The following is a 26,569-nucleotide window of genomic DNA, read 5'->3' as shown; positions in this document are numbered from 1 at the left end:
CGGATCCGCAGCGTTCAGGAGGTCTCCCCATGGGCGGTGTCTCGCGTCGTGCCTTCGCGGTGGCGGCGTTGTCGGCGTTCACGATGGCGTCCCGGGCGTCGGCCGCCCCGGCTCCGCCGACCGCACCGGACCCCGCCGCGGGGGCCCGCGCGGGCGGTGCCGTCACCGCCGGGATGCGAGGCATGTGGCTGGCCACGGTGGCGGGCCGGGACTGGCCCACCCGCGCGGGGCTGCGCGCGGCCGAGCAGCGCGCCGAGCTGATCGAGCACCTCGATACGGCGGTGCGGCACGGCCTCAACACGGTGATCTTCCAGGTACGGCCCACGGCCGACGCGCTGTGGCCCTCGGCGTACGAGCCGTGGTCCGAGTACTTGTCCGGCAGCCAGGGCCGGGACCCGGGCTGGGACCCGCTGGGCACGGCGGTCACGGAGGCGCACGCCCGCGGCCTGGAGCTGCACGCCTGGTTCAACCCGTACCGCGTCGCCACGCACGACGATCCGAGCCGGCTGGTGCCGTCCCACCCCGCGCGCGAGCACCCCGAGTGGGTGGTGCGGTACGGCGGGAAGCTCTACTACAACCCCGGGTTGCCCGCGGTCAGGGCCTTCGTCCAGGACGCGATGATGGACGCGGTCGAGAAGTACGCCGTGGACGGCGTCCACTTCGACGACTACTTCTACCCGTATCCGGTGGCGGGGCGGAGCTTCGACGACGGCGGGACCTTCGGCACGTACGGCAGCGGCTTCTCGACCAAGGCGGCCTGGCGGCGGAACAGCATCGACCTGCTGGTGCGCGAGACCGCGGACCGGGTGAAGAAAATCCGGCCCTCCGCCCGCTTCGGCGTCAGCCCCTTCGGCGTGTGGCGCAACGCGACCACCGACGCCGAAGGCTCGGACACGAAGGCCGGCGTGCAGACCTACGACGACCTGCACGCGGACACCCGCAAGTGGGTGCGCGAGGGCTGGATCGACTACATCGTCCCGCAGCTGTACTGGAACATCGGCTCGGAGGCCGCCGACTACGCCAAGCTCCTCCCGTGGTGGGCGGAGGTCGCCAAGGGAAGCCGGACCGAGCTGTACGTCGGCGAGGCGCTGTACAAGGCCGGCGACCCGGCGCAGGGCGCCGCCTGGCAGGACCCGGCCGAACTCTCCCGGCACCTCACGCTCGCCCAGCGGCACCCCGAGGTCCGCGGGCACGTCTTCTTCTCCGCGAAGGACGTGGCGGACGACCGGATCGGCGCGATGGCACGGGTCGGCGCCGACCACTACGCGCGGCCGTAGCCCGCGCCGACAGGGCCTCGGCTACAACCGGATCTCCCTGTGCCGGATCTCCGAGTCGGGACCGGGCGAGCACACCGCCTCGTGCCCGTCCTCGAACCGGACCCGGTACGGGGGAGCGCCTTCCCTGCCAATGACTTCGACGATCTCCGCGACCTTGTCGTGCTCACCCACCACCCGGCCGTGCTGGATCAGTTGGTCGCCCTTGGTTGCGTGCATCTGTGAGGCCTCCTCACGCGTGTGCCGCGGGTGTGCCGCTCAGCCCCGGGCCCGCTGGGTGACCGCGATGCACACCAGCACTGCCGCGGCGGTCAGCGGCGCGGCCACCGTCAGGTGCTCGCCCAGGAGAAGTACCGACCACACCAGTGTGAGCAGCGGCTGGGCCAGCTGCAACTGGCTGGCCTTCGGAATGCCGATGGCCGCCATGCCCCGGTACCAGACGACCAGCCCGAGGAACTGCGAGCCCACCGCCACCCACAGCAGCCCGGCCACACCGTGCGCCGTCAGGTGCACCGGCTCGAACGACAGGGCCACGGCCGCCATCGGCACGGTCGCCGGCACGCACAGCACCAGCGCCCAGCCGATGACCTGCCAGCCCGGCATCACCCGGGCCAGCCGCCCGCCCTCGGTGTAACCGGCCGCGCACACCAGCAGCGCCCCGAAGAGATAGGCGTCGGCCGTGGTCAGCGCCCCGCCGCTCTGCTGCACCGTGAACGCGATCACGGCCGCCGCGCCCGCAAGTGCCGCGATCCAGAAGGTTCGCGAGGGGCGGGTGCCGATGCGCAGGGCGGACAGCAGCGCGGTGGTCAGCGGAAGCAGGCCGACCACGACGGCGGCGTGCGCGGTGGTCGAGGTCTCCAGGGCGAGCGTGGTCAGCAGCGGGAAGCCGAGGACGACGCCCGCGCCCACCACCGCCAGCCCGAACCAGTGGCGCCGCTCGGGCACGGGCACGCGCAGGGCCAGCAGACAGCCTCCGGCGATCACCGCCGCGAGGATGCTGCGCACGGCGATCAGGGACCAGGGGCCGAAACCCTCCAGGCCCCAGGCGGTGGCGGGGAAGGTGAGGGAGAAGGCGACGACACCGAGGGCCGCCTGGAGGGTCCCGAGGGAGCGGGTGCCGGACTCGGTGCCCGAGCCGTCCACTGCTATCGTCGTCGGGTTGGTAGCGCTACTCTGTGCTCTCATGCAAGAGCGTAGCAGCGTCGCTGACCTGGCGAACCAGCTGAGGATTGAGCTCGACCGCTACTCTCCCGGCGGAAAGCTCCCGTCCAGCCGGGCCCTCGTCGACCGCTTCCGGGTCAGCCCCGTGACCGTCTCCCGTGCCCTGGCGCAACTGGCCGCCGAGGGGCTGGTGGTCACCCGGCCCGGTGCCGGGGCCTTCCGGGCCCGGCCGCGCTCCTCCGCGACACCCGGCGGGGACACCTCCTGGCAGGAGGTCGCGCTCAGTGCCGACGGCGCCGCCGACCTCGTACCGCGCTCGGTGGACGCGTCCGGGGTCCTGGTCTCGCTGGCCGCCCCGCCGCCCGGCGTCGTCGAGTTCAACGGCGGCTACCTGCACCCCTCGCTGCAGCCGGAACGGGCGATGGCGGCGGCGCTGTCCCGGGCCGGGCGGCGGCCGGGAGCGTGGGGCAGGCCGCCGATGGAGGGGCTGCCGGAGCTGCGGGAGTGGTTCGCGCGCGGCATCGGCGGGGCCGTTACGGCGGCCGAGGTGCTGGTCACCTCGGGCGGCCAGTCCGCGTTGACCACCGCCCTGCGCGCCCTCGCCCCGCCCGGCGCCCCCGTCCTCGTCGAGTCCCCGACGTACCCCGGCATGCTGGCCATCGCGCGGGCGGCCGGTCTGCGCCCCGTGCCGGTCCCCGTGGACGCCGACGGCGTGCGCCCGGCCCTGCTCGCCGACGCCTTCCGGGCGACCGGCGCCCGCGTCTTCGTCTGCCAGCCCCTGTTCCAGAACCCGACCGGTGCCGTGCTCGCCCCCGAGCGGCGCGGCGAGGTGCTGCGCACCGCCCGCGCGGCCGGAGCCTTCGTCGTCGAGGACGACTTCGTACGGCGGCTGGTGCACGAGGACGCGGGACCGCTGCCCGCCCCGCTCGCCGCCGACGACCCGGACGGCGTCGTCGTGCACGTCTGCTCGCTGACCAAGGCGACCTCGCCGAGCTTCCGGGTGTGCGCCCTGGCCGCGCGCGGGCCGGTGCTGGAGCGGCTGCGGGCCATCCAGGTCGTCGACACCTTCTTCGTGCCCCGCCCTCTCCAGGAGGCGGCGCTGGAGCTGGTCGGCTCGCCCGCCTGGCCCCGTCATCTGCGCGCCGTCTCGGCGGAGTTGAAGGCCCGGAGGGACGCGATGACGACCGCCCTGCGCCTGCACCTGCCTGAGATCTCCCTGGCCCACATCCCCTCCGGCGGCTACCATCTGTGGCCCCGGCTGCCCGAGGGCACGGACGAGGCCGCCCTCACCGCGGCCGCCCTGCGGGCCGGTGTGGCCGTCACCCCGGGACGCCCGTACTTCAGCGCTGAGCCCCCGGCCCCCCACCTGCGGCTGAGCTTCGCGGCGGTGGCGGGTGCGGGGGAGATCGCGCAGGGGGTGCGGCGCCTGCGCGCGGCCTGCGCGGAGGTGTGGGGGCGGCATCCGTGAGCCGGCGCTCGTCAGCCGGGCATCCACGGCCGCCGCCCCTGAATGGGCCGCCGCCGTCCCGCCGCCCCCGCGACCGTCCCCCGCATGACCGCCACACCGAGCCTCCCCGAGGGCTACGAAATCTCCAACGACCCGCAGCGGATCGACGCCGAGCGCGCGCACCGCCGGCTGTCCACCGACGCGTACCGGGCGCTCGGACGGACCCGGGAGAAACAGGACCGCGCGATCGAGGGCTCGCTCGACTTCGGTCTCTACGAGGGACTGTCGGGGGAGCAGGTGGGCGCACACCCGGGTGGTCACCGACCGGGCGACCTTCGCCTGGCTGTGCGATGTGTAAGTAGACCCCTCGGCGCGCGGGAAGGGTCTCGGCACGGCGCTGGTCGCGGCGGTGCGCGAGCGACTGCGGCGGTACGGGCTGCGGCGTCCTGCTGGCCGCGCACGACGCGCACGGGGTGTACGAGAAGCTCGGGTTCAGGGCCCTGGACCGGCCGGACCAGTGGATGGCGCACACCTTCGGCCCGTGAGCCGGGGCGTACCCACGGTGACCCACAGGTGACACCCCTTGACCCGTGTACCCCTGCGCAGCACCATCACCGCATGGCGCTTCGGGTCACGTTCGTCGCGGCCGCGCGCAGCTCACCGCTGCTCGCGGAGCGCTTCGACGACGACCGGCCGCTGGACCGGGCCGGCTGGGACGAGGTACTGCGCGTGACGGGCGTCCTGCTGCCGCTCGCGGCGGCCGAGCTGCGCTACTGCTCGCCCACGCCCCGCAGCCGGGCCACCGGCGACGCCATCGGCGTCTCCCCGCTGGCGCAACCGGCGCTCAGGGAGTGCGACATGGGGCGCTGGCGCGGGCTGACCCTCGGCGAGGCCATGGCCCGTGAGCCGGCCGCCGTGGACGCCTGGCTCGCCGATCCGCGCACGGCACCGCACGGCGGGGAGTCGCTGCTGGCCTTCATCACCCGGGTCGGCGGCTGGCTCGACACGCGTCCCGGCGGGGACGGGGACCGCATCGTGGCCGTGGCCGAGCCGTCCGTGATCCGGGCCGCGCTGGTCCACGTGCTGAAGGCGCCGCCGTCGACGTACTGGAACCTGGACGTCCGCCCCTTGTCGACCTCCACCGTCACGGGCCGCGCGGGCCGCTGGAACCTCCGCTTCGAAGGCGCGCCGGCCTAGAAGGCTGATGAAGATCTTGGTGAGGGGCTGTCCGGCCGTCAGGCCGGACAGCCCCTCCGGTCATGCACCGGCCGGTGCGATGTGCCAGGTACCACTGGTGTGGGTGAGTCCGAGGTTGATCAGTCGGCGGATGTTGAGGGCGGCGGCTCGGGTGTGGAGCCAGGTGTCGTTCTTGAGGGTGCCGCGGTAGCGCAGGCGCCGGTTGCCATGGTGGACGAGCCAGGCGACGGCGCGTTCGACCGGGGGGCGCCAACGACGGTAGTCGGCTTGCCAGCCGGGGTCGGTGGCGGCCTGGTGGCGGGCGGCTGTTTGGAGGTCGTGGTGCGGGCGGATGGTCAGGATGCGTCCGGCTCTGGCTTTGGTGCACTGCTCGCGCAGGTGGCATCCGGTGCACAAGTCGCCGAAGGAGGCTTTGCGTCTGGGTGACGGTGTCCTGGGTGGCGACCGCGTCGTCCAGCACGGTGGAGTCCAGCGCCCGGCGGTGCTTGCCCTTGAGTACGCCGGTGGCCGTCACGACCTCGCGCACGGCCTCGAAGATGCGGTTCGGGCGGGCGGAACGGGCCAGCCGGCGGCGGAAGTAGGCCGGCAGCGACGGGTCGAACGCCATGTCGTGAAGGCCCAGCTCGCAGGCGGCCTTCCACCGCAGGTCGCACCGCAGTTCCTGCACCGTCTCGAAGTCCGACAGCCCGTGCAGGGCCTGCAAGGTGATCGCGGCGGCCAGGATCTGCGGCGGCATGCTCGGCCGCCCGTTCGCCGACGGATACATGTCCACGAACATCGCCGCCGGGAACAGCTCGCCCCGGTACTCGGCCAGGAACGCGAACACACTCCCGACCGGGATCAACTCCCGGCATCTCCCACACGTCCGGCCCGACGCTCTCGTCCACCCACTCACCCATCGCCACACGACGAGTCTGGCCCTACCGCTCACGCGGCAGGGCCAGAACCCAAGATCTTCACGAGCCCTCTAGGGCCTGTCTGACAGGCCCTGGCTATGCCGCGGCCTTCTCGCGCGTGTAGTCCGTGACGAGCAGCAGGTCCTTCGCGGGCCCGCCCACCCGCCACACGGTCCGCCAGTGGTCCGCGTCCCGGACGGTGAACTCGCCGCGGTACAGGTCGGCGGCGCACGGATGGTCGGCGACGTGGTGGCCCGACGTCAGGTCCAGTGCGTGGAAGGGGCGGCCGTCCGCGAAGCGCACGTCGGCGGCCCCCGGCCCCGCTCCCGGTTCGTAGCGCAGCGTCCGCTCGGCGGGGCGGGTCACGCCCTGCCAGGTGAAGGTCCCGGTCTCCCGGCTCAGCAGCCCGCCGCCCGCGAGCGCGTCGAACGCCGTCGACCCCTCGAAGCGGCCCTGAGCCCCGCTCGCCAGGTCCCGCACCCTCCGCTCGGTGCGCCACCGGCCCGCGAGGTACGCGAACACGTCCGGCACCGGCCACAACTCGCCCATTTCCACCAGCTTTCCGTCTCCGGCCCCCTGGTTGCCGCGCGACCCATTGACGCGCCTCCGCCCCCTACCTATCTTGCCGTTCGAAGTGCTGACCAGTGTCCGATATTTCGAATGACCTAGTGAGAGCCGCGGAGTATCCATGTCATCCATGTCAGGCACCCGCTGGAGACTCGGTCTCGGCATAACCGCCCTCCTGACGGCATCGGCCCTGCTGCCGTCCCCCGCACACGCGGAGGCCGCCGCCGACTACACGATCACCGTCGACCCGTCCGCCGAGGGCGCCGCGATCGACGACACGATGTACGGCGTCTTCTACGAGGACATCAACCGGGCCGCCGACGGCGGCCTGTACGCCGAGCTCGTGCAGAACCGGTCCTTCGAGTACTCGACGGCCGACAACGCCTCGTACACACCGCTCACCTCCTGGACGGCCGACGGCACCGCCGAGGTGCTGGACGACGCCGGCCGCCTCAACGAGCGCAACCGCAACTACCTGGCCCTGGGCGCCGGTTCCTCCGTCGCCAACAGCGGCTACAACACCGGCATCCGTGTGGAGAAGGGCAAGAAGTACGACTTCTCGGTGTGGGCCCGCGCCGAGAGCGGCACGACCCTCACCGTCACGCTCAGGGACGCGGCGGGCACGCTCGCGAAGGTGCGCGAGATCGCTGCCGAGGGGGAGTGGCGCAAGTACACCGCCACCTTCACGGCCACCCGCACCAGCAACCGAGGCCGCCTCGCCGTCGCCACCACCGCACCGGCCGCCCTGGACATGGTGTCCCTCTTCCCCCGCGACACCTACAAGGGGCAGTCCAACGGTCTGCGCAAGGATCTCGCCGAGAAGATCGAGGCCCTCAGCCCCGGCTTCCTGCGCTTCCCCGGCGGCTGCCTGGTCAACACCGGCTCCATGGAGGACTACAGCGAGGCGAGCGGCTGGCAGCGCGAGCGCAGCTACCAGTGGAAGGACACCATCGGCCCGGTCGAGGAGCGCGCCACCAACGCCAACTTCTGGGGCTACAACCAGAGCTACGGCCTCGGCTACTACGAGTACTTCCGCTTCGCCGAGGACATCGGCGCCATGCCGCTGCCCGTCGTCCCCGCGCTGGTCACCGGCTGCGGCCAGAACAAGGCCACCGACGACGACGCGCTGCTGAGGCGGCACATCCAGGACACCCTGGACCTCATCGAGTTCGCCAACGGTCCGCGCACCAGCGAGTGGGGCGCCAAGCGCGCCGAGATGGGCCACCCCAAGCCCTTCCACCTCACCCACATCGGCGTCGGCAACGAGGAGAACCTGCCCCGGGAGTTCATGGCCCGCTTCAAGGAGTTCCGCGCCGCCATCGAGTCCGAGTACCCGGACATCACCGTCGTCTCCAACTCCGGTCCGGACGACTCCGGAGCCACCTTCGACACCGCCTGGCAGCTCAACCGCGAGGCCGGCGTCGACATGGTCGACGAGCACTACTACAACAGCCCGCAGTGGTTCCTGCAGAACAACGACCGCTACGACTCCTACGACAGGAACGGCCCCAAGGTCTTCCTCGGCGAGTACGCCTCCCAGGGCAACGCCTGGAAGAACGCCCTCGCCGAGGCGGCCTTCATGACCGGCCTGGAGCGCAACGCGGACATCGTCAAGCTCGCCTCCTACGCCCCGCTGCTCGCCAACGAGGACTACGTGCAGTGGAGCCCGGACATGATCTGGTTCAACAACCACGCGTCCTGGGGCTCGGCCAACTACGAGGTCCAGAAGCTCTTCATGAACAACACCGGCGACCGGGTCGTCCCGTCCACGGCGACCGGCACCCCGGCCGTCAGCGGCCCCATCACCGGTGCGGTCGGCCTGTCGACGTGGGCGACCAGCGCGGCGTACGACGACGTGCGGGTGACGTCGGCGGACGGCGAGACCCTGCTGTCCGACGACTTCTCCGGTGACGCCTCGCAGTGGACCCACACCGGCACCGGATCCTGGACCGTCCAGGACGGCGCGTACGTGCAGACCGACACCGCGGCCGAGAACACCATGGTCACGGCGGGTGACCCGGCCTGGAAGGACTACGACCTGCACGTGAAGGCCACCAAGAAGTCCGGCAACGAGGGCTTCCTGATCGCCTTCGGCGTCAAGGACACCGGCAACTACTACTGGTGGAACCTGGGCGGCTGGAACAACACCCAGTCCGCCGTCGAACAGGCCTCGGACGGCGGCAAGTCGACGCTCCTGTCGAAGGCGGGCTCGATCGAGACGGGCCGCGCCTACGACATCGACGTCAAGGTGCGGGGCCGCCAGGTCACCCTCTACCTCGACGGGAAGGAGTGGGGCAGCTTCACCGACGACAAGCCGGCCGAGCCGTTCCGCCAGATCGTCACCGAGGACGAGCGCACCGGCGAGCTGATCGTCAAGGTCGTCAACGCTCAGGACACGCCGGCCCGCACGGCGGTCGACCTCGGCGGCGCGAAGGTCGCTCCCAAGGCCCGCGTCACCACGCTGGCCGCCGACCAGGACGCGGTCAACACGGAGACGGACACCCCGGTCACGCCGGTGCGGTCCACCTTCTCGGGCGTGGCTGACGAGTTCACGTACACCTTCCCGGCGAACTCGGTGACGTTCCTGCGGATCAGGCAGCGGTAGTCGTCGAGCGGGCCTGGGGCGGCCTCACCAGTACGCGCGGTCGTCCCAGGCCTCGAACCCGGCGGACTCCAGCGGGTCGTCCTCCTCGTCCGGGCCGGCCAGCCCGTGGGTGACGAGCCGGCCGCGCTGCCAGGCGACCAGGGTGTCGACCAGGCCGCCCTCCAGCGGCGCCCCCTGCGGGGCGTGGCGCGGCCAGACGACCAAGGGCCACGCGTCGGGGTCGTCGCCCTCGGTGAGCCAGCCGAGGTGGTCGGCGTCGATGGAGTTGGCGAAGGGCAGGAAGCCGCCGGGCTCGGGCCAGAGGGAGAGCGGGTACTCCTCCGGGTACCCGCTCCCGAGCGAGCGGTACGCCTCCAGGACCTCCTCCACATGGGTGACGAAGCGCCGCTCGCCGGTCCGCAGGGGCGTCAGGAAGCGCAGCCACTCGCTCCAGCAACCGGCGCCGTAGACGTCCATCAGCCGCGTGTACTCGCCCGGCAACCGCGTACCCAGCTCCGCGAACAGCCTGTCCCAGGTGCCGCCGCCGAGGTACGGGTGCTCGGGCGGCGGTGACAGCAGACGAAGGGCGTCCAGCCCGGCGCCGGTCTCCAGGGCGACCTGCCGCTCCTCGGCGGTGAGCCGGGGCGGGACGGGCTCCGGCGGCGTCCAGGGGGCGGCCGTGGGCAGGAAGGCGGTCCGGGCGACGCGTCCGGGCAACGGGCCCATCAGCGGGCCGGGCGGGGAGGGCAGCTCCCAGCCGTCGCGGACGGCGTGCCGCAGGTACTCGGTGAGGGTGAGGTCGTACGCGTGCCAGTCCCGCAGCCCACTGCCCGGCACCGAGCCCTGGTGCCGCACGACGACGGTCCACTCGTCCGGGTCGGTGGAGACGGACGTGTCCCAGAAGAGCGTGTCGGAGCCACGGGTGACCCCCCAGGCCAGGAGCCCGCCCGGCTCGGGGTGGATCGCGTGGCGCTCCGCCTCCGGCTGGTCCCGGGCCTCGATCCGAGCCTCGCGGTGCGTCTCGCGCAGCCACTGGCCGTAGTCGAACCGGCCCTCCTCCACGCAGGGCACGTGGATCCAGAAGAACTCGCCGAAGTCCAGCGGCCCGTACCGGTCGGCGAGCCGCTTGTACTCACCCGGCAGCCGAACCCCGAGCCACTCCTCGACGGCTGCCCAGTCCACGGGTACGGGAGCGGGCGGCCGCTCGCCGTCGGGTGCGGTGAAGTCGGCGAGATCGACGGTCACACGGTCCTCCGGTGCACTGTGGTGATCGGCTGCGAAGCCCGCCGATCATCTCCCACGGTCACCGGTGGCAGAAGACGCACCCCTCCCAGTACGGCAGTCCGCTCAGTACCCGGTGCCGTACGCAGCAGGCGACGAGGTGGCGGTTCGGGAGCCCGTCGCGGTCGCCGGGATCGGTGTCCGTGGGGTCGAACGACAACGGCCGGGGCCAGCACGTCGACCAACGCGGCGGTGGCGCCGTCGGACAGGTACAGGGTGTCGTGGCCGGCGCCGAACGTATTGCCCATGGCGGGAAGGCCACGGCCGACGCCGTGCTCCCGGAAGCGGATTGCATAAAAGTGCGGCGGTACGTATAGTCATGCCATCAAGGATGGAGGATGTCATGGCGGTACGTGCGGCGGTGGCCGGAGCGAGTGGGTACGCGGGCGGTGAGCTGCTGCGTCTGCTGCTCGCACACCCCGGCGTCGAGATCGGTGCCCTGACCGGCAACTCCAACGCGGGACAGAAGCTCGGCGCGCTGCAGCCGCACCTGCTGCCGCTGGCCGGCCGGGTGCTGGAGCCGACCACGCCCGAGGTGCTCGCCGGGCACGACGTCGTGTTCCTCGCGCTGCCGCACGGGCAGTCCGCCGCCGTCGCCGAGCAGCTCGGCCCGGACGTGCTGGTGATCGACATGGGCGCCGACTTCCGGCTGCAGGACGCCGGTGACTGGGAGAGGTTCTACGGCTCCCCGCACGCCGGCACCTGGCCCTACGGCCTCCCCGAACTGCCGGGGGCCCGCGCCGCGCTGGAGGGGTCCAGGCGTGTCGCGGTTCCCGGTTGCTACCCGACCGCCGTCTCCCTGGCGCTCTTCCCGGCGTACGCCGCCGCGCTCGCCGAGCCCGAGGCGGTGATCGTCGCCGCCTCCGGCACCTCCGGCGCGGGCAAGGCGGCCAAGCCGCACCTGCTGGGCAGCGAGGTCATGGGCTCCATGTCGCCGTACGGCGTCGGGGGCCTGCACCGGCACACCCCCGAGATGATGCAGAACCTCGGCGCGGTGGCGGGGGAACCGGTCACCGTCTCCTTCACTCCTACCCTCGCGCCGATGCCCCGCGGCATCCTCGCCACCTGCACCGCCAAGGCGAAGCCCGGCGTCACCGCCGAGGCCGTCCGCGCCGCCTACGAGAAGGCCCTCGCCGACGAGCCCTTCGTGCACCTGCTGCCCGAGGGCCAGTGGCCCGCGACCGCGTCCGTCTACGGTTCCAACGCCGTTCAGGTGCAGGTCGCGTACGACGCCGCAGCGGGCCGCATCATCGCGATCAGCGCCATCGACAACCTGGCCAAGGGCACCGCGGGCGGTGCCGTCCAGAGCATGAACCTCGCCCTCGGTCTAGACGAGACCACCGGACTGACGACGATCGGAGTCGCGCCGTGAGTGTGACGGCAGCAAAGGGATTCACGGCGGCGGGCATCGCCGCCGGGATCAAGGACAGCGGGAACCCCGACCTGGCCCTCGTGGTCAACAACGGCCCCCGACGCGCCGCCGCCGGTGTCTTCACCTCCAACCGCGTCAAGGCCGCGCCGGTCCTGTGGTCGGAGCAGGTGCTCAAGAGCGGGCAGCTGTCCGCGGTCGTCCTCAACTCCGGCGGCGCCAACGCCTGCACCGGCCCCAAGGGCTTCCAGGACACCCACGCGACCGCCGAGAAGGTCGCCGAGGTGCTGGGGACGGGCGCGGGCGAGGTCGCCGTCTGCTCGACGGGACTCATCGGCGTACTGCTGCCCATGGACAAGCTGCTCCCCGGCGTCGAGACCGCCGCCGGTCAGCTCTCCGAGCACGGCGGCGAGAAGGCCGCGATCGCCATCAAGACCACCGACACCGTGCACAAGACCTCCGTCGTCACCGAGGACGGCTGGACCGTGGGCGGTATGGCCAAGGGGGCCGGCATGCTCGCGCCGGGCCTCGCCACCATGCTCGTCGTCCTCACCACCGACGCCGACCTGGAGGCCGACGCCCTCGACAGCGCGCTGCGCGCCGCCACCCGGGTCACCTTCGACCGGGTCGACTCCGACGGCTGCATGTCGACCAACGACACGGTGCTGCTGCTCGCCTCCGGCGCCTCCGGCGTCACCCCGGCCCACGACGACTTCGCCGAGGCCGTCCGCACCGTCTGCGACGACCTCGGGCAGCAGCTCATCCGGGACGCCGAGGGCGCCAGCAAGGACATCAAGGTCGAGGTCGTGAACGCCGCGACCGAGGACGACGCCGTCCAGGTGGGCCGCACCATCGCCCGCAACAACCTCCTCAAGTGCGCCATCCACGGCGAGGACCCCAACTGGGGCCGCGTGCTCTCCGCGATCGGCACCACCTCGGCCGCCTTCGAGCCGGACCGCCTCAACGTCGCCATCAACGGCGTCTGGGTCTGCAAGAACGGCGGCGTCGGGGAGGACCGCGAACTGGTCGACATGCGCTACCGCGAGGTCCACATCGTCGCCGACCTCGCCGCCGGCGACGCCACCGCCACCATCTGGACCAACGACCTCACCGCCGACTACGTCCACGAGAACAGCGCCTACAGCTCATGAGTACGACGAGGAAGCACACCGCGCTCCCCAAGGCCCAGATCCTCATCGAGGCGCTGCCCTGGCTGACTCGCCACCACGGCAAGACGGTCGTCATCAAGTTCGGCGGCAACGCCATGATCGACGAGGACCTGAAGGCCGCCTTCGCCCAGGACGTCGTCTTCCTGCGCCACGCCGGCCTCAAGCCCGTCGTCGTGCACGGCGGCGGCCCGCAGATCAGCAAGGCGCTCGACAAGGCCGGCATCGTCAGCGAGTTCAAGGCCGGGCTGCGCGTCACCACCGAGGACGCCATGGACGTCGTACGGATGGTGCTGGCCGGGCAGGTCCAGCGCGAGCTGGTCGGGCTGCTCAACCAGCACGGACCGCTCGCCGTCGGCCTCACCGGCGAGGACGCGCACACCATCACCGCCACCAAGCACCGGCCCGAGATCGACGGCGAGTCCGTCGACATCGGACGGGTCGGCGAGATCACCGAGATCGACACCGGTGCCATCGAGGCGCTGCTCGCCGACGGCCGCATCCCGGTCGTCTCCTCGATCGCCCGCTCCCAGGACGACGGACATGTCTACAACGTCAATGCTGATACGGCGGCTGCGGCACTCGCTGCGGCGCTCGGCGCCGAGACTCTCATGGTCCTCACCGACGTCGAGGGCCTGTACGAGGACTGGCCGAACTCCGACGAGGTGATCAGCCGTCTCACCGCCGTCCAGTTGGAGAAGCTCCTGCCCGAGCTGTCCAGCGGCATGGTGCCGAAGATGGAGGGCTGCCTGCACGCCGTACGCAACGGCGTGACCACCGCCCGGGTCATCGACGGCCGGGTCCAGCACTCGATCCTGCTGGAGATCTTCACCGACGAGGGCATCGGCACGATGGTCGTGCCGGACGGACAGGGGGAGTCGTGAGCAACGCCGGGGGACCGAACACAGGGGAAGCCGTGGGCAACGAAGAGCTGACCGGGCGCTGGCAGGGCGCGCTGATGAACAACTACGGCACGCCCAGCCTGCCCCTGGTGCGCGGCGAGGGCTCGCGGCTCTGGGACGCCGACGGCAAGGAGTACCTGGACTTCGTCGGCGGCATCGCGGTCAACGCACTCGGCCACGCGCACCCGGCGGTGGTCGAGGCGGTGAGCCGGCAGATCGCCTCCCTCGGCCACGTCTCCAACCTCTTCATCGCCGAGCCGCCCGTCGCGCTCGCCGAACGGCTGCTCCAGCGCTTCGGCCGCGACGGCAAGGTCTACTTCTGCAACTCCGGCGCCGAGGCCAACGAGGGCGCCTTCAAGATCGGCCGGCTGACCGGGCGCCCGCACATGGTCGCCACCGACGGCGGCTTCCACGGCCGGACCATGGGGGCGCTGGCGCTGACCGGCCAGCCCGGCAAGCAGGCGCCCTTCCTGCCGCTGCCCGGCGAGGTCACGCACGTCCCGTACGGCGACCCGCAGGCGCTGGCCGCCGCGGTCACCGAGGAGACGGCCCTGGTGATCATCGAGCCGATCCAGGGCGAGAACGGCGTCGTCGTCCCGCCCCCCGGCTACCTGAAGGCGGCCCGCGCCATCACCGCCGCCACCGGCGCGCTGCTCGTCCTGGACGAGGTGCAGACCGGCGTCGGCCGGACCGGGCACTGGTTCGAGTACCAGGCGCACGAGGGCGTCCTGCCGGACGTCGTCACCCTGGCCAAGGGCCTCGGCGGCGGCCTGCCGCTCGGCGCGACCGTCGCCTTCGGCCGTGCCGCCGAGCTCCTCCAGCCGGGTCAGCACGGCACGACCTTCGGCGGCAACCCGGTCGCCTGCGCCGCCGGCCTCGCCGTCCTCGACACCATCGCGGACGAGGGGCTGCTGGACAACGTCAAGCGGCAGAGCGAGAAGATCCGCGGCGCGGTCGAGGCGCTGGGCCACCCGTTGATCGCCCACGTCAGGGGCGCCGGACTCCTCCTGGGTATCGTGCTCACCGAGCCGCTCGCGCCCCAGGTGCAGCAGACGGCTCAGGACGCCGGAATCCTGGTGAACGCGCCCGCACCCGATGTCGTACGGCTGATGCCGCCGCTGAACCTCGGCGACGACGTGGTGGACGCGTTCCTCCGGGCGCTGCCCGGCATCCTTGACCAAGCCGCCGACGCGGCCCACGGGGACGGACGATCCGGAGAATGAGACGACGATGAGCCAGGCGCAGGAGCACGAGCAGACCGGTGGGCCTGCCGTACCGCAGACCCGCACCGCACGGCACCGCCGGATCGTGGACATCCTCAACCGGCAGGCGGTGCGCTCGCAGAGCCAGCTCGCGAAGCTGCTCGCCGACGACGGGCTGACCGTCACGCAGGCGACGCTCTCCCGGGACCTGGACGAGCTGAACGCGGTCAAGATCCGCAACAACGACGGCGACCTCATCTACGCGGTGCCCAGCGAGGGTGGTTTCCGCACCCCGCGGGCGCCGCTCGGGGAGTCGGCGAAGGAGGAGCGGATGCGGCGGCTCTCCGCGGAGCTGCTGATCTCCGCGGAGGCGTCGGCGAACCTCGTGGTCCTGCGGACTCCTCCGGGGGCGGCGCAGTTCCTCGCCTCGGCGATCGACCAGGCGGAGCTGCACGACATCCTGGGGACGATCGCGGGTGACGACACGTTGCTGCTGATCAGCAGGGAGCCGACGGGTGGGCAGGCGTTGGCGGACCATTTGCTGCGGCTGGCTCAGAACGGGAGCTGAGCGCCGCGGAGGCTGCCGGGGGGCGGTTGCGGGTGGGCGGTGGCTGGTCGCGCAGTTCCCCGCGCCCCCGGGTGCGCTGCAGCGAGGCCGGCCACAGCACCCCCCGCGGCTGCGGGTGAGTGATACGCGGGTACCTCAGCCCAAGCGGGCGGCCAGCCCTCCCGTGCACCGCACCTCGCCCCTCGCCGTCACCAACAGCGCCTCCACCCCGTCCAGCGACTCCAGCCACCGCAACCCCTCCCGCGCCCCCCTCGCGAACGCCGCCGTGGCCCAGCAGTCCGCCCACGTCAGCCGGGCCGCCACCACCGTCACCGACACCAGATCGGTTACCGCGGACCGCCCCGTGCGCGGATCGACGACGTGCGCGCCCCGCTCCGCCGAGCCGGACGTCGCCACGGCCAGCTCCGGCGCCCCCGCCGCCGACACGGCCGCCGCCAGCCCACCCGGACGCAGCGGGTCCGACACGCCGACCCGCCACGGCCGCCCCGCCCCCGGCGTACCGAGCAACTGCACGGTCCCGCCCCCGTTGACGCTGACGCCCGTCGCACCGGCCGCCGCGACCCGCCGGGCGGCACACTCCACGGCCCAGCCCTTGACGATCCCCGTCGGATCCGGCCGCCCCCGGTACGACGTGCTGAACCAGCCGTCGCTCACCCGTTCCGCCTCAGCGGCCAGCTCCAGCACCTCGGCGACCTCGTGCGCGCACCGTGCGAGCGTCGTCTCACCGCCTGCCAGCCGGGAGACCTCACTGTCCTCCCGATAGGTGCTGAACACCTCGTCGACCCGCCGCAGTTCCGCTGCCGCCTCGTCCAGCGCGACCCGGTCGGAGCCCACCCGCCGCTCGAGCGCCGGCACGCGCGCCATCTGGAGCACCACCAGTGCCATCAGGTACCCGGCGAGCAGGCCCGTGATCCGGCCCGCGTTCAGGATCATGCCGGTCCGGTCGGAGATGGCGGGCGTGTTGCGCCACCACAGCCACAACACGCCCGCCGCGCCCGCCCACACGACGAGCAGCAGAGGGACGGCGGGGGAGCGGCGCGGACGGATGCGCCGCATCGTCTGACGGCGGGCGGCACGGCCGCCGGCGAGCGTGGTGGTCACGGTTCCTCCGTGGGGACTTGACCCTTGGCCCACAGATACGCGCCGTGCCGGCCGAGCGTTCAGCGTCCGCCGGGCCGTCGCCGTTCAGTAGCGCGTGATCGCCGTCGCCCCGCCCGAGGTGCCGATGGCGATGTGCGGGCGCTCAGACGGCTCCGCCCACCCCAGGATGCGCCGCATCGCCTCCTCGGGCACCGACACGCAGCCCGCCGTCGCCCCGCCTCCGTTCACGTGCAGGAAGATGCCCGCACCGCGGCCGCGCACCGGGCGGTGGTAGTTGAAGCCGACGACCAGCGCGTGGGCGTACTGCTCCGTGTAGGTGATCAGGTGCTCGGCCTCGGTGGCGCGGCAGTCGGCGGGGCGGGGTTCGGTCCAGCGGTTGTAGGCGCGGGAGGCATTGTCCTGACACCACCAGGAGTTCTCGCGGACGGGGCGGTACCGGTAGGCCGTCCCGTGCGGCGCGGGCTCGATGCCGAAGGCGTACGGCAGGTCGTACAGGCCGGTCGGGGTGGTGTTCGTGCCCTGCTCGCGCGTCGACCCGTCGGTCAGCCCGCCCGCGCCGAAGCGGGCCGGTGCGGAACCGGCCTTCACCCACCGACCGCCGCCCCCGCGCTCCCACCAGGTCACCCGGCCATCGGTCGAGCCGGTGCCCGGCGCGACCGCGGTGATCAGCTGGGTGCCGCCGCCGGTGTCCGCCATCCGGGCCGGCAGCGGCCGCGGAGCGGACCCGCCGGCGGGCGCGGCACCGGGCACGAGCAGGGAGGCGGAGAGGAGGGCGGCGACGACACCGGGACGCATGGCTCAGACGGTAGAGGGGGGCAGCGGCAACGGCAGCCCGGGAAGTCCGTCCAGGCTCGTCGCGATGTGCTCCTTCTTGGTGAAGTACGCGCTGAGCGAGGCGTCGTCCTCGCGGGCGAAACGCTTGCCGTGCAGGTCCCGGTCCGACTCGTACGCCATGAAGGGGACCGCGTAGCCGCAGGAGTCCCGGATGAGCTCGGCGGTCACGACGATGACGGCGCGCAGCCCGTGCGCGCTCGGGTCGATGTCCGGGAAGTGGGTGAGAAGTTCCGGGAAACGGGGGTCGTCGCGGAAGACCGGCTCGCCGCGGCCGTGCACCCGGACGATGTTCGGCGGCCCCTGGAAGGCGCACCACATCAGGGTGATCCGCCCGTTCTCACGCAGGTGGGCGATGGTCTCGGCGGTGGAGCCGGCGAAGTCGAGGTAGGCCACGGTGAGGTCGTCCAGGACGGCGAAACTGCCCGTGAGGCCCTTGGGGGAGAGGTTGACCGTGCCGTCGCCGGACAAGGGTGCGGTGGCGGTGAAGAAGAGGGGCTGTGCCTCTATGAAGGTGCGGAGCCTGCCGTCTATGCGTGCGTGAGTCTTTCCCATGTCTAACGATTATGGGTGGCGGTCGTACGCCTGTCCGGGAATCCGGTCGGCGGTCCCGCCATCCGGACGCGAACCCTGGCAGGCTGTGCCCGCACCCGCACCCGCACCCGCACCCGCGCCGGGCGAAGCCGTGGCCGTCCCGGCCGGCGTTCCACGGGGCGGCCACGGCGACTGTGCCCGGCCAGGGGGATACGGGCTCAGGGCCCTGCGCACTCAACCGGCCACTGAATTGACGAATCATGCAGTACTCTGCATACTCATGCATGCCACCGGAGGCAACCGTGCGGAAGCGGTGGCACATCGACGGCCTTGAGGAGCGACCCAAGTGAGCAGCAACAGCGGTGACGTCCGGCTCTGGGGCGGCCGTTTCGCCGACGGTCCCGCCGAGGCGCTGGCGAAGCTGTCCGCGTCCGTCCACTTCGACTGGCGGCTCGCGCCCTACGACATCGCCGGCTCGCGTGCCCACGCGCGCGTGCTGCACAAGGCGGGGCTGCTCACCGAGGACGAGCTGACCCGGATGATCGCCGGTCTCGACCAGCTGGAGTCCGATGTCGCCGACGGTTCCTTCACCGGCACCATCGCCGACGAGGACGTCCACACCGCCCTGGAGCGGGGCCTGCTGGAACGCCTCGGTCCCGACCTCGGCGGCAAGCTGCGCGCCGGCCGGTCCCGCAACGACCAGGTCGCGACCCTCTTCCGCATGTACCTGCGGGACCACGCCCGTATCGTCGGCGGCCTGATCGCCGAACTCCAGGACGCGCTGATCGGCCTCGCCGAAGCCCACCCGGACGTGGCGATGCCCGGCCGCACCCACCTCCAGCACGCCCAGCCGGTGCTCTTCGCCCACCATGTCCTCGCCCACGTCCAGGCGCTCGGGCGGGACGCGGAGCGGCTGCGCCAGTGGGACGAGCGCACGGCCGTGTCGCCGTACGGCTCGGGAGCGCTCGCGGGCAGCAGCCTCGGCCTGGACCCGGAGGCGGTCGCCGCGGACCTCGGCTTCGAGCGCGGCAGCGCCGGCAACTCCATCGACGGCACGGCCTCCCGCGACTTCGTCGCCGAGTTCGCCTTCATCACCGCGATGATCGGCGTCAACGTCTCCCGGATCGCCGAGGAGATCATCTTGTGGAACACGAAGGAGTTCTCCTTCGTCACGCTGCACGACGCGTTCTCCACCGGCTCGTCGATCATGCCGCAGAAGAAGAACCCGGACATCGCCGAGCTGGCCCGCGGCAAGTCCGGCCGCCTCATCGGCAACCTGACCGGCCTGATGGCCACCCTCAAGGCCCTCCCGCTCGCGTACAACCGAGACCTCCAGGAGGACAAGGAGCCGGTCTTCGACTCCATCGACCAGCTGGAGATCCTGCTCCCCGCCTTCACCGGCATGATGGCCACCCTCACCGTGCACCGTGAGCGGATGGAGGAGCTGGCCCCGGCCGGGTTCTCGCTCGCCACCGACATCGCCGAGTGGCTGGTGCGGCAGGGCGTGCCGTTCCGCGTCGCGCACGAGGTGGCCGGCGAGTGCGTGAAGGTCGCCGAGGCCGAGGGCAAGGAGCTGGACGAGCTGACCGACGAGCAGTTCGCGAAGATCTCCGCCCACCTCACCCCCGAGGTCCGCAGCGTCCTGAACGTCCCCGGCGCCCTCGCCTCCCGCAACGGCCGCGGCGGCACGGCGCCCGGCGCGGTCGCCGTCCAGCTCGCCGAGGTGAAGGAAGACGTGGCCGCCCAGCACGCGTGGGTGGACGCCAAGAAGTAGCACCCGGTGTGCCCGGGGGGCATCGCGGTTACGTTGGTCAACAGCTTCAAAAGCTCAGCAGCCGACCGAACGGAGTCCGCGATGCCCTTCGCCCGCCTGGCCGCGGCGACCACCCCCACCTGCAACATCGGACTGGGTCTCGCCGCCGTCGGCCGCCCCGGCTACATCAACCTCGGCCGCGACCGGGACCTGCCGGCCGACCGCACCGTCGAGGCGATGCGCGAACGCACCCACGACCTCCTCGACGCCGCCTACGCCCAGGGCGTGCGCTACTTCGACGCCGCCCGCTCCTACGGCCGCTCTGAGGAGTTCCTGGCCGGCTGGCTCCGGGAACGCCCCGATGTCGACGACGTCGTCGTCGGCAGCAAGTGGGGCTACACCTACACGGCCGACTGGTCCGCCGACGCCGAGCAGCACGAGGTCAAGGACCACGGCGTCGCCACGTACGAGCGCCAGCGCGCCGAGAGCGACGCCCTGCTCGGTGACCGACTGGACCTGTACCAGATCCACTCGCTCACCCCCGACAGCCCGGCCCTCACCGACAAGGACCTGCACGCCAAGCTGGCCGAGGCCGCCGCGCGCGGCGTCAGCGTAGGCTTCTCCACCAGCGGTCCCGCCCAGGCCGACGCCATTCGCGCGGCGCTCGCCGTGACCGTCGACGGCGAACCCCTCTTCCGCACCGTGCAGTCGACGTACAACATGCTGGAGACCTCCGCCGGGCCCGCGCTCGCCGAGGCGCACGACGCCGGACTCACCGTGATCGTCAAGGAGGGCATGGCCAACGGCCGCCTCGCGGAGCCGTACGCGCCCGAGGCACTGAAGGCGGTGGCGGAGGAGACGGCCCTGGGCTGTGACGCGGTCGCCCTGGCGCTGATCCTGCGACAGCCCTGGGCCGGCGTGGTCCTCTCCGGCGCGGCGACCGTCAACCAGCTCGGCTCGAATCTGCACGCCGCCGTGGTCGACCTCGACGAAGACCAGGTGGCACGCCTCGGAGCACTCGTCGAGGACCCGCAGGCGTACTGGGGGCGGCGCGGGCAGCTGCGCTGGCACTGAGCCTCGCCTCTTCGAGACCGTGACTGACCTGAGAGGTGAGTCACCCTTGCCCAGTGTGAGACATGAATGTCTCATGTGGGTTATCGTCGTCTCATGGCCGTCGATCCAGAACAGGTACTGCGCAGCGCCGCGGCCCTGCTGACCCGGAAATCCACCGCGACCATGGACGAGGTCGCCAGGGCCGCCGGGATCAGCCGGGCCACGCTCCACCGGCACTTCGCCGGACGCGACGCCCTCGTCAAGGCGCTGGAAGAGCTCGGCATCGCCGAGTGCGAGGCCGCCCTGGATGCGGCCCGCACGGACGACGGACCGGCGGCCGACGCGGTGCGCCGGCTCGTGCGCGGGATCGAACCCGCCGCCGCGCTGCTCGCCTTCCTGCACACCGAGAACCAGCTGTTCGAGGGCGAGGAGCAGAACGCGGGCTGGGCCCGCATCGACGCCGGGCTCACCGACCTGTTCCGACGGGGCCAGGAGAGTGGGGAGTTCCGCATCGACCTCACCCCGGCCTGGCTCACCGAGGCCCTCTACGGCCTGCTGGGCGCGGGTGCCTGGGCCGTGGCCGCGGGCCGCGTGGCCCGCAACGACTTCAACCACATGATCGTCGAGCTGCTGCTCGGCGGCGCGCTTCGGAGAGAGTGAACCATGACCCGCACCCTGCAGTCGGCGCAGTCCACCGAGGCGGTGAAGCGCCCCGGCCGCTGGCTGGCGCTGTCCGTCCTCGTGCTGGCCGTACTGCTGGTGGCCGTCGACGCGACCGTGCTCGGTCTCGCGACCCCCTACATCAGCGAGGACCTCGCCCCCTCCGGCACCCAGCTGCTGTGGATCGGCGACGTCTACTCCTTCGTCATCGCCGGACTGCTCGTCTCCATGGGCAGCCTCGGCGACCGCATCGGCCGCAAGCGGATCCTGCTCATCGGCGCCACGGCGTTCGGCGCGATCTCCGTCCTCAACGCCTACGCGCACACCCCCGAGCTGATGATCGTCGCCCGGGCCCTGCTCGGCGTCGCCGGCGCCACCCTGATGCCGGCCACCCTCGCCCTGATCCGCAACCTCTTCCACGACCCGCGCGAGCGCAGCCTCGCCGTCGGCATCTGGGGCGCGGCGGCCTCGGCCGGTGCGGCGGTCGGCCCGGTCGTCGGCGGCTTCCTGCTGGAGCACTTCTGGTGGGGCTCGGTCTTCCTGATCAACCTGCCCGTGATGGCCGTCCTGGTCGTCGTCGGCATCAAGCTGCTGCCGGAGTCGCGCAACCCGAACCCGGGCCCGTGGGACCTGCTCAGCGTCGTGCTCTCGCTGGTCGGCATGGTCGGTGTCGTGTACGCCGTCAAGGAGGCCGCCGCGCACGGGTTCGCGTGGGCCACGCTCGCCGCGGGCCTGCTGGGCGCCGCCGCGCTCCACGGCTTCGTCCGCCGCCAGCTGACCATGCCGGCCCCGCTGCTCGACATGCGGCTGTTCCGCAGCCGCGGCTTCAGCGGTGCGGTCCTGGCCGACCTGCTGACCATCCTCGGCCTGTCCGGGCTGGTGTTCTTCCTCTCCCAGTACCTGCAACTGGTGCAGGGAAGGCGGCCGTTCGAGGCGGGCCTGGCAGAACTGCCCGCCGCGATCGGCGCGGTGGTGGCGGGCCTGATCGCCGGTCGCGCCGCACGGCGCTTCTCGGTCCGCGCGGTCGTCTCCGGCGGACTGGCCGCCGTGGGCCTCGCGCTGGCCGTGCTGACCGTCATCGGCCAGCACACCGGGTACCCGCTGCTCGGTACCGCCCTGCTGGTCGTCGGCGTCGGCGCCGGGCTCTCCTTCACCGTCACCGCCGACGTGATCCTCTCCAGCGTGCCCAAGGAGCAGGCGGGCGCGGCCTCCGCGGTCTCGGAGACGGCCTACGAACTCGGCGCCGCCCTCGGCATCGCCGTGCTCGGCTCCATCGTGACCGGCGTCTACCGCGACTTCACCGGCCCGGCCGGCACCCCGGCCGCGGCTCACGAGTCACTGGGCGGCGCGGTGGGGGGCGCCGCGCACCTGCCGGTCCGGTCGGCCGGGGCCCTGCTGGACGCCGCCCGCCAGGCCTTCGTCGACGGCCTGACCCTCGCGGCGGGCGTAGGCGCGACGGTCCTGCTGGCGGCTGCCGTGGCCGCCTGGTTCCTGCTGCGCGGCCAGCACCTGGAGGACCGGGTGGAGCACCCGTAGCCGTACGGCGGCCGTAGGGCCGTGGACGTGGACGTGGACGGCGGGCCGCTCACCGAGCGACCCGCCGTCCCATTCGTTCGTCTTGCGTGTCCGTGCGTTCCGCAGCCCTACGCCGCCTTCGCCTTGCTCGCGTACATGTCCACGTACTCCTGGCCGGACAGCCGCATGACCTCGGTCATCACGGAGTCGGTCACGGCCCGCAGGACGTAGCGGTCGCGGTCCATGCCCTCGTAGCGGGAGAACTCCATCGCCTCGCCGAAGCGGACGGTGACCTTGCCCGGTCGCGGCAGGCCCGCGCCGCCCGGCTGGAGCTTGTCGGTACCGATCATGGCGAACGGTACGACGGGAGCGCCGGTCATCAGCGTGAGCCGCGCGATGCCGGTGCGCCCCCGGTAGAGGCGGCCGTCGGGAGAGCGGGTGCCCTCCGGGTAGATGCCGAAGATCCTTCCCTCGTCCAGCACCCGGCGGCCGGTCATCAGCGCCGCGACCCCGCCCCGGCCGCCGTCGCGGTCGACCGGGATCATGCCGACGCCGGTGAAGAACCAGGCCATCAGCCGGCCCTTGAGGCCCTTGCCGGTGACGTACTCGTCCTTGCCGATGAAGAAGACCTGCCGGTCGCAGACGAGCGGCAGGATCATCGAGTCGATGAAGGTGAGGTGGTTACCGGCCAGGATCACCGGGCCGTCGCCCGGGATGTTCTCCACACCCTCCACCCGTGGGCGGAACATCAGGCGCATGATCGGACCGAGCACTGCCTTGATGAGCGCGAAGCGGGACAACGGGTCCTCCGGTGTCGGGGATGCGGTATGAGTCTGTGCAGGTGAGGACATTACTCGCGGCCCAGGGGGTCGCGCACGTCGGGTCACCCGGGCGTCACACGGTGTTGACATGCGTTCACCTGCGGTGCAGGGACGTTGCGCGGAGGCGACGGTTGCCGGGGATGTGAGGCAGCTCGCTCCCGCGGGCTCGCGAGCCACCGTCACGACGGGACTCGCGGCCACCGACCGCGTACTCCGGCCCGCCGGTCCGAAGCCGACGGCACGTCACCCGTCCCGTCCCACCGGCCACTCCACGCCCGTACGACATCCCGACGCACCCGCGTGTTCCCGCCGCGGTCTCCCACCCGTCATGTATGCGCCCCTACGATCGGCCCGCACCGACGGTCAACGACAGGGAGGCCCTGATGGGAACGCAGGAGTCGGACGAGCAGACGGGCGGCACCGGACGGCGGGCGCTCCTCGGGGCGGCGGTGCTCGGCGCGGGCGGAGCCGTACTGGGCCTGCCCGGCACGGCGAGAGCCGCCGACCCCCGGCACGGCGGCGGACGCGGAAGCGGCGTGAAGGGCCTGCCCGTGCCGACGGTCATCGGCCACCGCGGCGCCAGCGGCCACCGCCCCGAGCACACCTTCGGCGCCTACGAACTCGCCCTCGACATGGGCGCCGACATCGTCGAGGCCGGCGACCTGGTGCCCACCAAGGACGGTCACCTCGTCTGCCGGCACGAGCCGGAGATCGGCGGCACCACGGACGTCGCCGACCACCCGGAGTTCGCCGACCGCAAGCGCACCAAGCTGCTCGACGGGGTCTCCACCACCGGCTGGTTCACCGAGGACTTCACCCTCGCCGAACTCAAGACGCTGCGCGCCACCGAGCGCATCCCGGCCAACCGCCCGCACAACACCCTCTACGACGGCCGCTGGGAGATCCCCACCTTCGAAGAGGTGCTCCGCTGGCAGAACGAGCAGACCCGCAAGCGCGGCAAGCAGGTCTGGATCTACCCCGAACTCAAGCACCCCACCTACTTCCGCAAGCTGGGCCTGGGCACGGAGGAGCGACTCGCGCGGCTCTTGCGCAAGTACGGCAAGGACCGGAAGAACTCGCCCGTCATCATCCAGTCCTTCGAGCCCACCAGCATCCAGCGGATGAACAGGCTCGTCGGCAACCCCCTCGCCGTCCTGCTGTCCGGCGCCAAGAGCCGCCCCTGGGACTTCGTCGAGAACGGCGACCCGCGCACGACCGCCGACCTCATCACGCCGGAAGGGCTGAAGGAGATCGCCTCCTACGCGCAGGGCATCGGCCCGACCCTGGACCTGATCATCCCGAAGGACTCCGCCGGGCGGCTCACCGAGCCGACCACGCTGGTCCGCGACGCGCACCGCGCGGGCCTGATCCTGCACCCGTACACGATGCGCAACGAGAACCCCTTCCTGCCCGCGGACTTCCGCAAGGGCAGCGAGCCCGACGCCTACGGCGACGTGTTCGGCGCGTTCCGGGCCTACTTCGCCACCGGCATCGACGGTGTCTTCACCGACCACCCCGACACCGGCGTGCTGGCCCGCGAGGACTTCGTCAACAGCTGAGCGCAGGACCCCGGTTGGGGTGACCTTCGGCCGCCCGGGCAACCCACCGCCCGGGCGGTCGCGTCGACCCGCATATGACACCCGACCTGGTCGCCTCTCTGTACCCCTTGCTCACCGCCGAGGCCTCGGCCGAGGCATATGCGTCCGGAACCGAGCCCGGCGACCTGGAACAGGCCGTCTGGCTGCGCCTCCTCGAACGGCTGGAGGTCGAAGGGCCGCCCCGCGACCCCCACGACTGGCTGCGCAGCGCGGTCCGCAACGAGGCCCGCCGCAGCCGCCGAACCAGCCGCGACGAGCGGCCGTACGAGACAGAACCCGCCGGCGATGCCGAGCACGAGCCGGAGCAGCTCGCCCTCGCCGCCGCCCGCCGCCGTGCCCTGCGCGACGTCGTGCGCCGGCTGCCCGGCCGCTGCCCCCGGCTGATCGAGGCCCTGCTGTCGCCGAAAGACCTCACATACCGGGAGATCGCGGGGGAGTTGGGTATCTCACAGGGCAGTCTTGGACCGGAACGTTCCCGATGTCTGGGATGTCTGCGTCGATTGCTGACGCCGGAGGTTGCGGCCCGTTGAGGACGGGGATAGGAGTGGGGGACCACAGCGGATCAGGTGAGCGGGAGGCATGCACACATGGGCATGAGCGTGACCATCTCGGCGGCGACCGAGCAGGATGCCGAGCAGATCTTCCGGCTGCAGTACCTCTGCTTCCAGAGCGAGGCGGCGCTGTACGGCAACTACCGCATCGACCCGCTCGTCCAGACCCTCGACTCCGTGCGCGAGGAGGTCGCCGGCGACTGCGTCTTCGTCGCTCGGCTCGGCGACGAGGTCGTCGGCTCGGTGCGCGGGCGGGTGACCGAGGACGGGGCCGCGTCCATCGGCAAGCTCTGCGTGCACCCACGGCTCCAGGGGCACGGCATCGGCGCCCGGCTGCTGCGGGCCGCGGAGTCGGCGCTCGTCGAGGAACGCGGTGCCAAGCGCTTCCGCCTGCACACCGGGCACCGCAGCGAGAGCAGCCTGCGGCTGTACCGGCGGGTCGGCTACGAGACGGTGGGGACGGCGCAGGGTGCGGACGGCGTACCCATGATCGTCCTGGAGAAGGCGGCCGGAACCTACGCGACCACCGCCTGAGCGG

Annotated in this window: 25 protein-coding genes and 3 pseudogenes; 17 read left to right on the top strand and 11 right to left on the bottom strand. The window is 72.2% G+C overall.

Translation table 11 applies throughout. The annotated features are described in order from the left end of the window. Nucleotides 1–29: 29 nt before the first annotated feature. Nucleotides 30–1,277 carry a glycoside hydrolase family 10-like protein gene (locus IE142_RS22070; protein WP_191887494.1) on the top strand — a complete coding sequence of 416 codons (1,248 nt, stop codon included), beginning with the start codon at nt 30–32 and terminating at the stop codon, nt 1,275–1,277. Nucleotides 1,278–1,298: 21 nt separating this feature from the next. Here the strand turns inward: IE142_RS22070 and IE142_RS22065 are convergent, their stop codons facing one another. Then, complete coding sequence (locus IE142_RS22065; protein ID WP_191887355.1) at nt 1,299–1,493, bottom strand: DUF1918 domain-containing protein; 195 nt, start codon at nt 1,491–1,493, stop codon at nt 1,299–1,301. Nucleotides 1,494–1,532: 39 nt separating this feature from the next. After that, nucleotides 1,533–2,459 carry a DMT family transporter gene (locus IE142_RS22060; protein WP_191887354.1) on the bottom strand — a complete coding sequence of 309 codons (927 nt, stop codon included), beginning with the start codon at nt 2,457–2,459 and terminating at the stop codon, nt 1,533–1,535. Between IE142_RS22060 and IE142_RS22055 the strand changes: the two genes are divergently transcribed. From IE142_RS22055 to IE142_RS22050, 3 genes and pseudogenes are all read left to right on the top strand, one after another. Further along, nucleotides 2,458–3,903 carry an aminotransferase-like domain-containing protein gene (locus IE142_RS22055; RefSeq protein ID WP_191887353.1) on the top strand — a complete coding sequence of 482 codons (1,446 nt, stop codon included), beginning with the start codon at nt 2,458–2,460 and terminating at the stop codon, nt 3,901–3,903. The two genes, IE142_RS22060 and IE142_RS22055, sit on opposite strands and share 2 nt — an antisense overlap. Before the next feature lie 84 nt (nt 3,904–3,987). Then, nucleotides 3,988–4,427, top strand: a pseudogene (locus IE142_RS36850) (GNAT family N-acetyltransferase). Between the two features lie 73 nt (nt 4,428–4,500). Beyond that, a complete protein-coding gene (locus IE142_RS22050; protein WP_191887352.1) occupies nt 4,501–5,079 on the top strand; it encodes a histidine phosphatase family protein in 579 nt (192 codons plus the stop codon). A gap of 60 nt (nt 5,080–5,139) precedes the next feature. Here IE142_RS22050 and IE142_RS22045 read toward each other — a convergent pair. Next, nucleotides 5,140–5,974: pseudogene (locus IE142_RS22045) on the bottom strand (transposase). 97 nt (nt 5,975–6,071) lie between these two features. Continuing rightward, a complete protein-coding gene (locus IE142_RS22040) occupies nt 6,072–6,524 on the bottom strand; it encodes a DUF6314 family protein (RefSeq protein WP_191887351.1) in 453 nt (150 codons plus the stop codon). Nucleotides 6,525–6,672: 148 nt separating this feature from the next. Between IE142_RS22040 and IE142_RS22035 the strand changes: the two genes are divergently transcribed. After that, complete coding sequence (locus IE142_RS22035; RefSeq protein ID WP_191887493.1) at nt 6,673–9,147, top strand: alpha-L-arabinofuranosidase family protein; 2,475 nt, start codon at nt 6,673–6,675, stop codon at nt 9,145–9,147. A gap of 24 nt (nt 9,148–9,171) precedes the next feature. Here the strand turns inward: IE142_RS22035 and IE142_RS22030 are convergent, their stop codons facing one another. Together IE142_RS22030 and IE142_RS22025 are read right to left on the bottom strand one after the other, a co-directional pair. Further along, the gene (locus IE142_RS22030) at nt 9,172–10,371 is read right to left on the bottom strand and encodes an SMI1/KNR4 family protein (RefSeq protein WP_191887350.1); all 1,200 of its coding nucleotides are present in this window, start codon (nt 10,369–10,371) and stop codon (nt 9,172–9,174) included. Between the two features lie 58 nt (nt 10,372–10,429). Next, on the bottom strand, nt 10,430–10,567 hold the full coding sequence (locus tag IE142_RS22025) for a hypothetical protein (protein WP_191887349.1): 138 nt from the start codon (nt 10,565–10,567) through the stop codon (nt 10,430–10,432). A 183-nt stretch (nt 10,568–10,750) separates the two neighbouring features. Here IE142_RS22025 and argC point away from each other — a divergent pair, with 183 nt between their 5' ends. Genes argC through IE142_RS22000 form a run of 5 tightly spaced genes read left to right on the top strand, consistent with a single transcriptional unit; the run spans nt 10,751 to nt 15,614 of the window. Continuing rightward, nucleotides 10,751–11,779 carry an N-acetyl-gamma-glutamyl-phosphate reductase gene (argC, locus tag IE142_RS22020; protein ID WP_191887348.1) on the top strand — a complete coding sequence of 343 codons (1,029 nt, stop codon included), beginning with the start codon at nt 10,751–10,753 and terminating at the stop codon, nt 11,777–11,779. Further along, a complete protein-coding gene (gene argJ, locus IE142_RS22015) occupies nt 11,776–12,927 on the top strand; it encodes a bifunctional glutamate N-acetyltransferase/amino-acid acetyltransferase ArgJ (RefSeq protein ID WP_043374965.1) in 1,152 nt (383 codons plus the stop codon). The genes argC and argJ overlap by 4 nt, the downstream gene beginning before the upstream one ends. Then, nucleotides 12,924–13,826: an acetylglutamate kinase gene (gene argB, locus IE142_RS22010; RefSeq protein WP_043374967.1), complete on the top strand. Its 903-nt coding sequence runs from the start codon at nt 12,924–12,926 to the stop codon at nt 13,824–13,826. The genes argJ and argB overlap by 4 nt, the downstream gene beginning before the upstream one ends. Before the next feature lie 32 nt (nt 13,827–13,858). Continuing rightward, entirely contained in the window at nt 13,859–15,067 is a 1,209-nt protein-coding gene (locus IE142_RS22005) for an acetylornithine transaminase (RefSeq protein ID WP_191887347.1), read from the top strand. Nucleotides 15,068–15,074: 7 nt separating this feature from the next. Next, the gene (locus IE142_RS22000) at nt 15,075–15,614 is read left to right on the top strand and encodes an arginine repressor (protein ID WP_043374970.1); all 540 of its coding nucleotides are present in this window, start codon (nt 15,075–15,077) and stop codon (nt 15,612–15,614) included. A 135-nt stretch (nt 15,615–15,749) separates the two neighbouring features. On the opposite strand, the gene IE142_RS21995 is transcribed toward IE142_RS22000, so the two are convergent. The 4 genes and pseudogenes from IE142_RS21995 to IE142_RS21985 all read right to left on the bottom strand — a co-directional run bounded on the left by IE142_RS21995 (nt 15,750) and on the right by IE142_RS21985 (nt 18,101). Continuing rightward, nucleotides 15,750–16,448, bottom strand: coding sequence for an FAD:protein FMN transferase (locus IE142_RS21995; protein WP_229830776.1), 699 nt, complete (start codon nt 16,446–16,448; stop codon nt 15,750–15,752). Next, nucleotides 16,428–16,715: pseudogene (locus IE142_RS36845) on the bottom strand (ferric reductase); the annotation flags it as partial. The gene IE142_RS21995 and the pseudogene IE142_RS36845, both read right to left, overlap by 21 nt. Nucleotides 16,716–16,799: 84 nt before the next feature. Beyond that, a complete protein-coding gene (locus tag IE142_RS21990; protein WP_191887346.1) occupies nt 16,800–17,510 on the bottom strand; it encodes a L,D-transpeptidase family protein in 711 nt (236 codons plus the stop codon). Nucleotides 17,511–17,513: 3 nt separating this feature from the next. Then, complete coding sequence (locus IE142_RS21985; RefSeq protein WP_043374975.1) at nt 17,514–18,101, bottom strand: pyridoxamine 5'-phosphate oxidase family protein; 588 nt, start codon at nt 18,099–18,101, stop codon at nt 17,514–17,516. A 325-nt stretch (nt 18,102–18,426) separates the two neighbouring features. Here IE142_RS21985 and argH point away from each other — a divergent pair, with 325 nt between their 5' ends. The 4 genes from argH (at nt 18,427) to IE142_RS21965 (ending at nt 23,082) form a co-directional block, all read left to right on the top strand. Continuing rightward, nucleotides 18,427–19,854: an argininosuccinate lyase gene (argH, locus tag IE142_RS21980; protein ID WP_191887345.1), complete on the top strand. Its 1,428-nt coding sequence runs from the start codon at nt 18,427–18,429 to the stop codon at nt 19,852–19,854. 81 nt (nt 19,855–19,935) lie between these two features. Beyond that, nucleotides 19,936–20,907, top strand: a complete 972-nt coding sequence (locus IE142_RS21975; protein ID WP_191887344.1) for an aldo/keto reductase — start codon at nt 19,936–19,938, stop codon at nt 20,905–20,907. A gap of 93 nt (nt 20,908–21,000) precedes the next feature. Next, on the top strand, nt 21,001–21,546 hold the full coding sequence (locus IE142_RS21970; protein ID WP_229830768.1) for a TetR/AcrR family transcriptional regulator: 546 nt from the start codon (nt 21,001–21,003) through the stop codon (nt 21,544–21,546). A gap of 3 nt (nt 21,547–21,549) precedes the next feature. Further along, entirely contained in the window at nt 21,550–23,082 is a 1,533-nt protein-coding gene (locus IE142_RS21965) for an MFS transporter (RefSeq protein WP_191887342.1), read from the top strand. A gap of 107 nt (nt 23,083–23,189) precedes the next feature. On the opposite strand, the gene IE142_RS21960 is transcribed toward IE142_RS21965, so the two are convergent. After that, on the bottom strand, nt 23,190–23,861 hold the full coding sequence (locus tag IE142_RS21960) for a lysophospholipid acyltransferase family protein (protein ID WP_100049552.1): 672 nt from the start codon (nt 23,859–23,861) through the stop codon (nt 23,190–23,192). A gap of 404 nt (nt 23,862–24,265) precedes the next feature. On the opposite strand from IE142_RS21960, the gene IE142_RS21955 reads away from it, so the two are divergent. The 3 genes from IE142_RS21955 (at nt 24,266) to IE142_RS21945 (ending at nt 26,565) form a co-directional block, all read left to right on the top strand. After that, complete coding sequence (locus IE142_RS21955) at nt 24,266–25,441, top strand: glycerophosphodiester phosphodiesterase (RefSeq protein ID WP_191887341.1); 1,176 nt, start codon at nt 24,266–24,268, stop codon at nt 25,439–25,441. A gap of 74 nt (nt 25,442–25,515) precedes the next feature. After that, entirely contained in the window at nt 25,516–26,010 is a 495-nt protein-coding gene (locus IE142_RS21950) for an RNA polymerase sigma factor (protein ID WP_191887340.1), read from the top strand. A 57-nt stretch (nt 26,011–26,067) separates the two neighbouring features. After that, on the top strand, nt 26,068–26,565 hold the full coding sequence (locus IE142_RS21945; RefSeq protein WP_043374993.1) for a GNAT family N-acetyltransferase: 498 nt from the start codon (nt 26,068–26,070) through the stop codon (nt 26,563–26,565). The last annotated feature ends 4 nt before the right edge of the window (nt 26,566–26,569 follow it).

Origin of the sequence: Streptomyces mutabilis, assembly GCF_014649815.1 — a bacterium.
Classification (GTDB): domain Bacteria; phylum Actinomycetota; class Actinomycetes; order Streptomycetales; family Streptomycetaceae; genus Streptomyces; species Streptomyces mutabilis.
The sequence above is the reverse complement of the archived record's forward strand: the minus strand, read 5'-3'. Positions and strand labels throughout refer to the sequence as shown.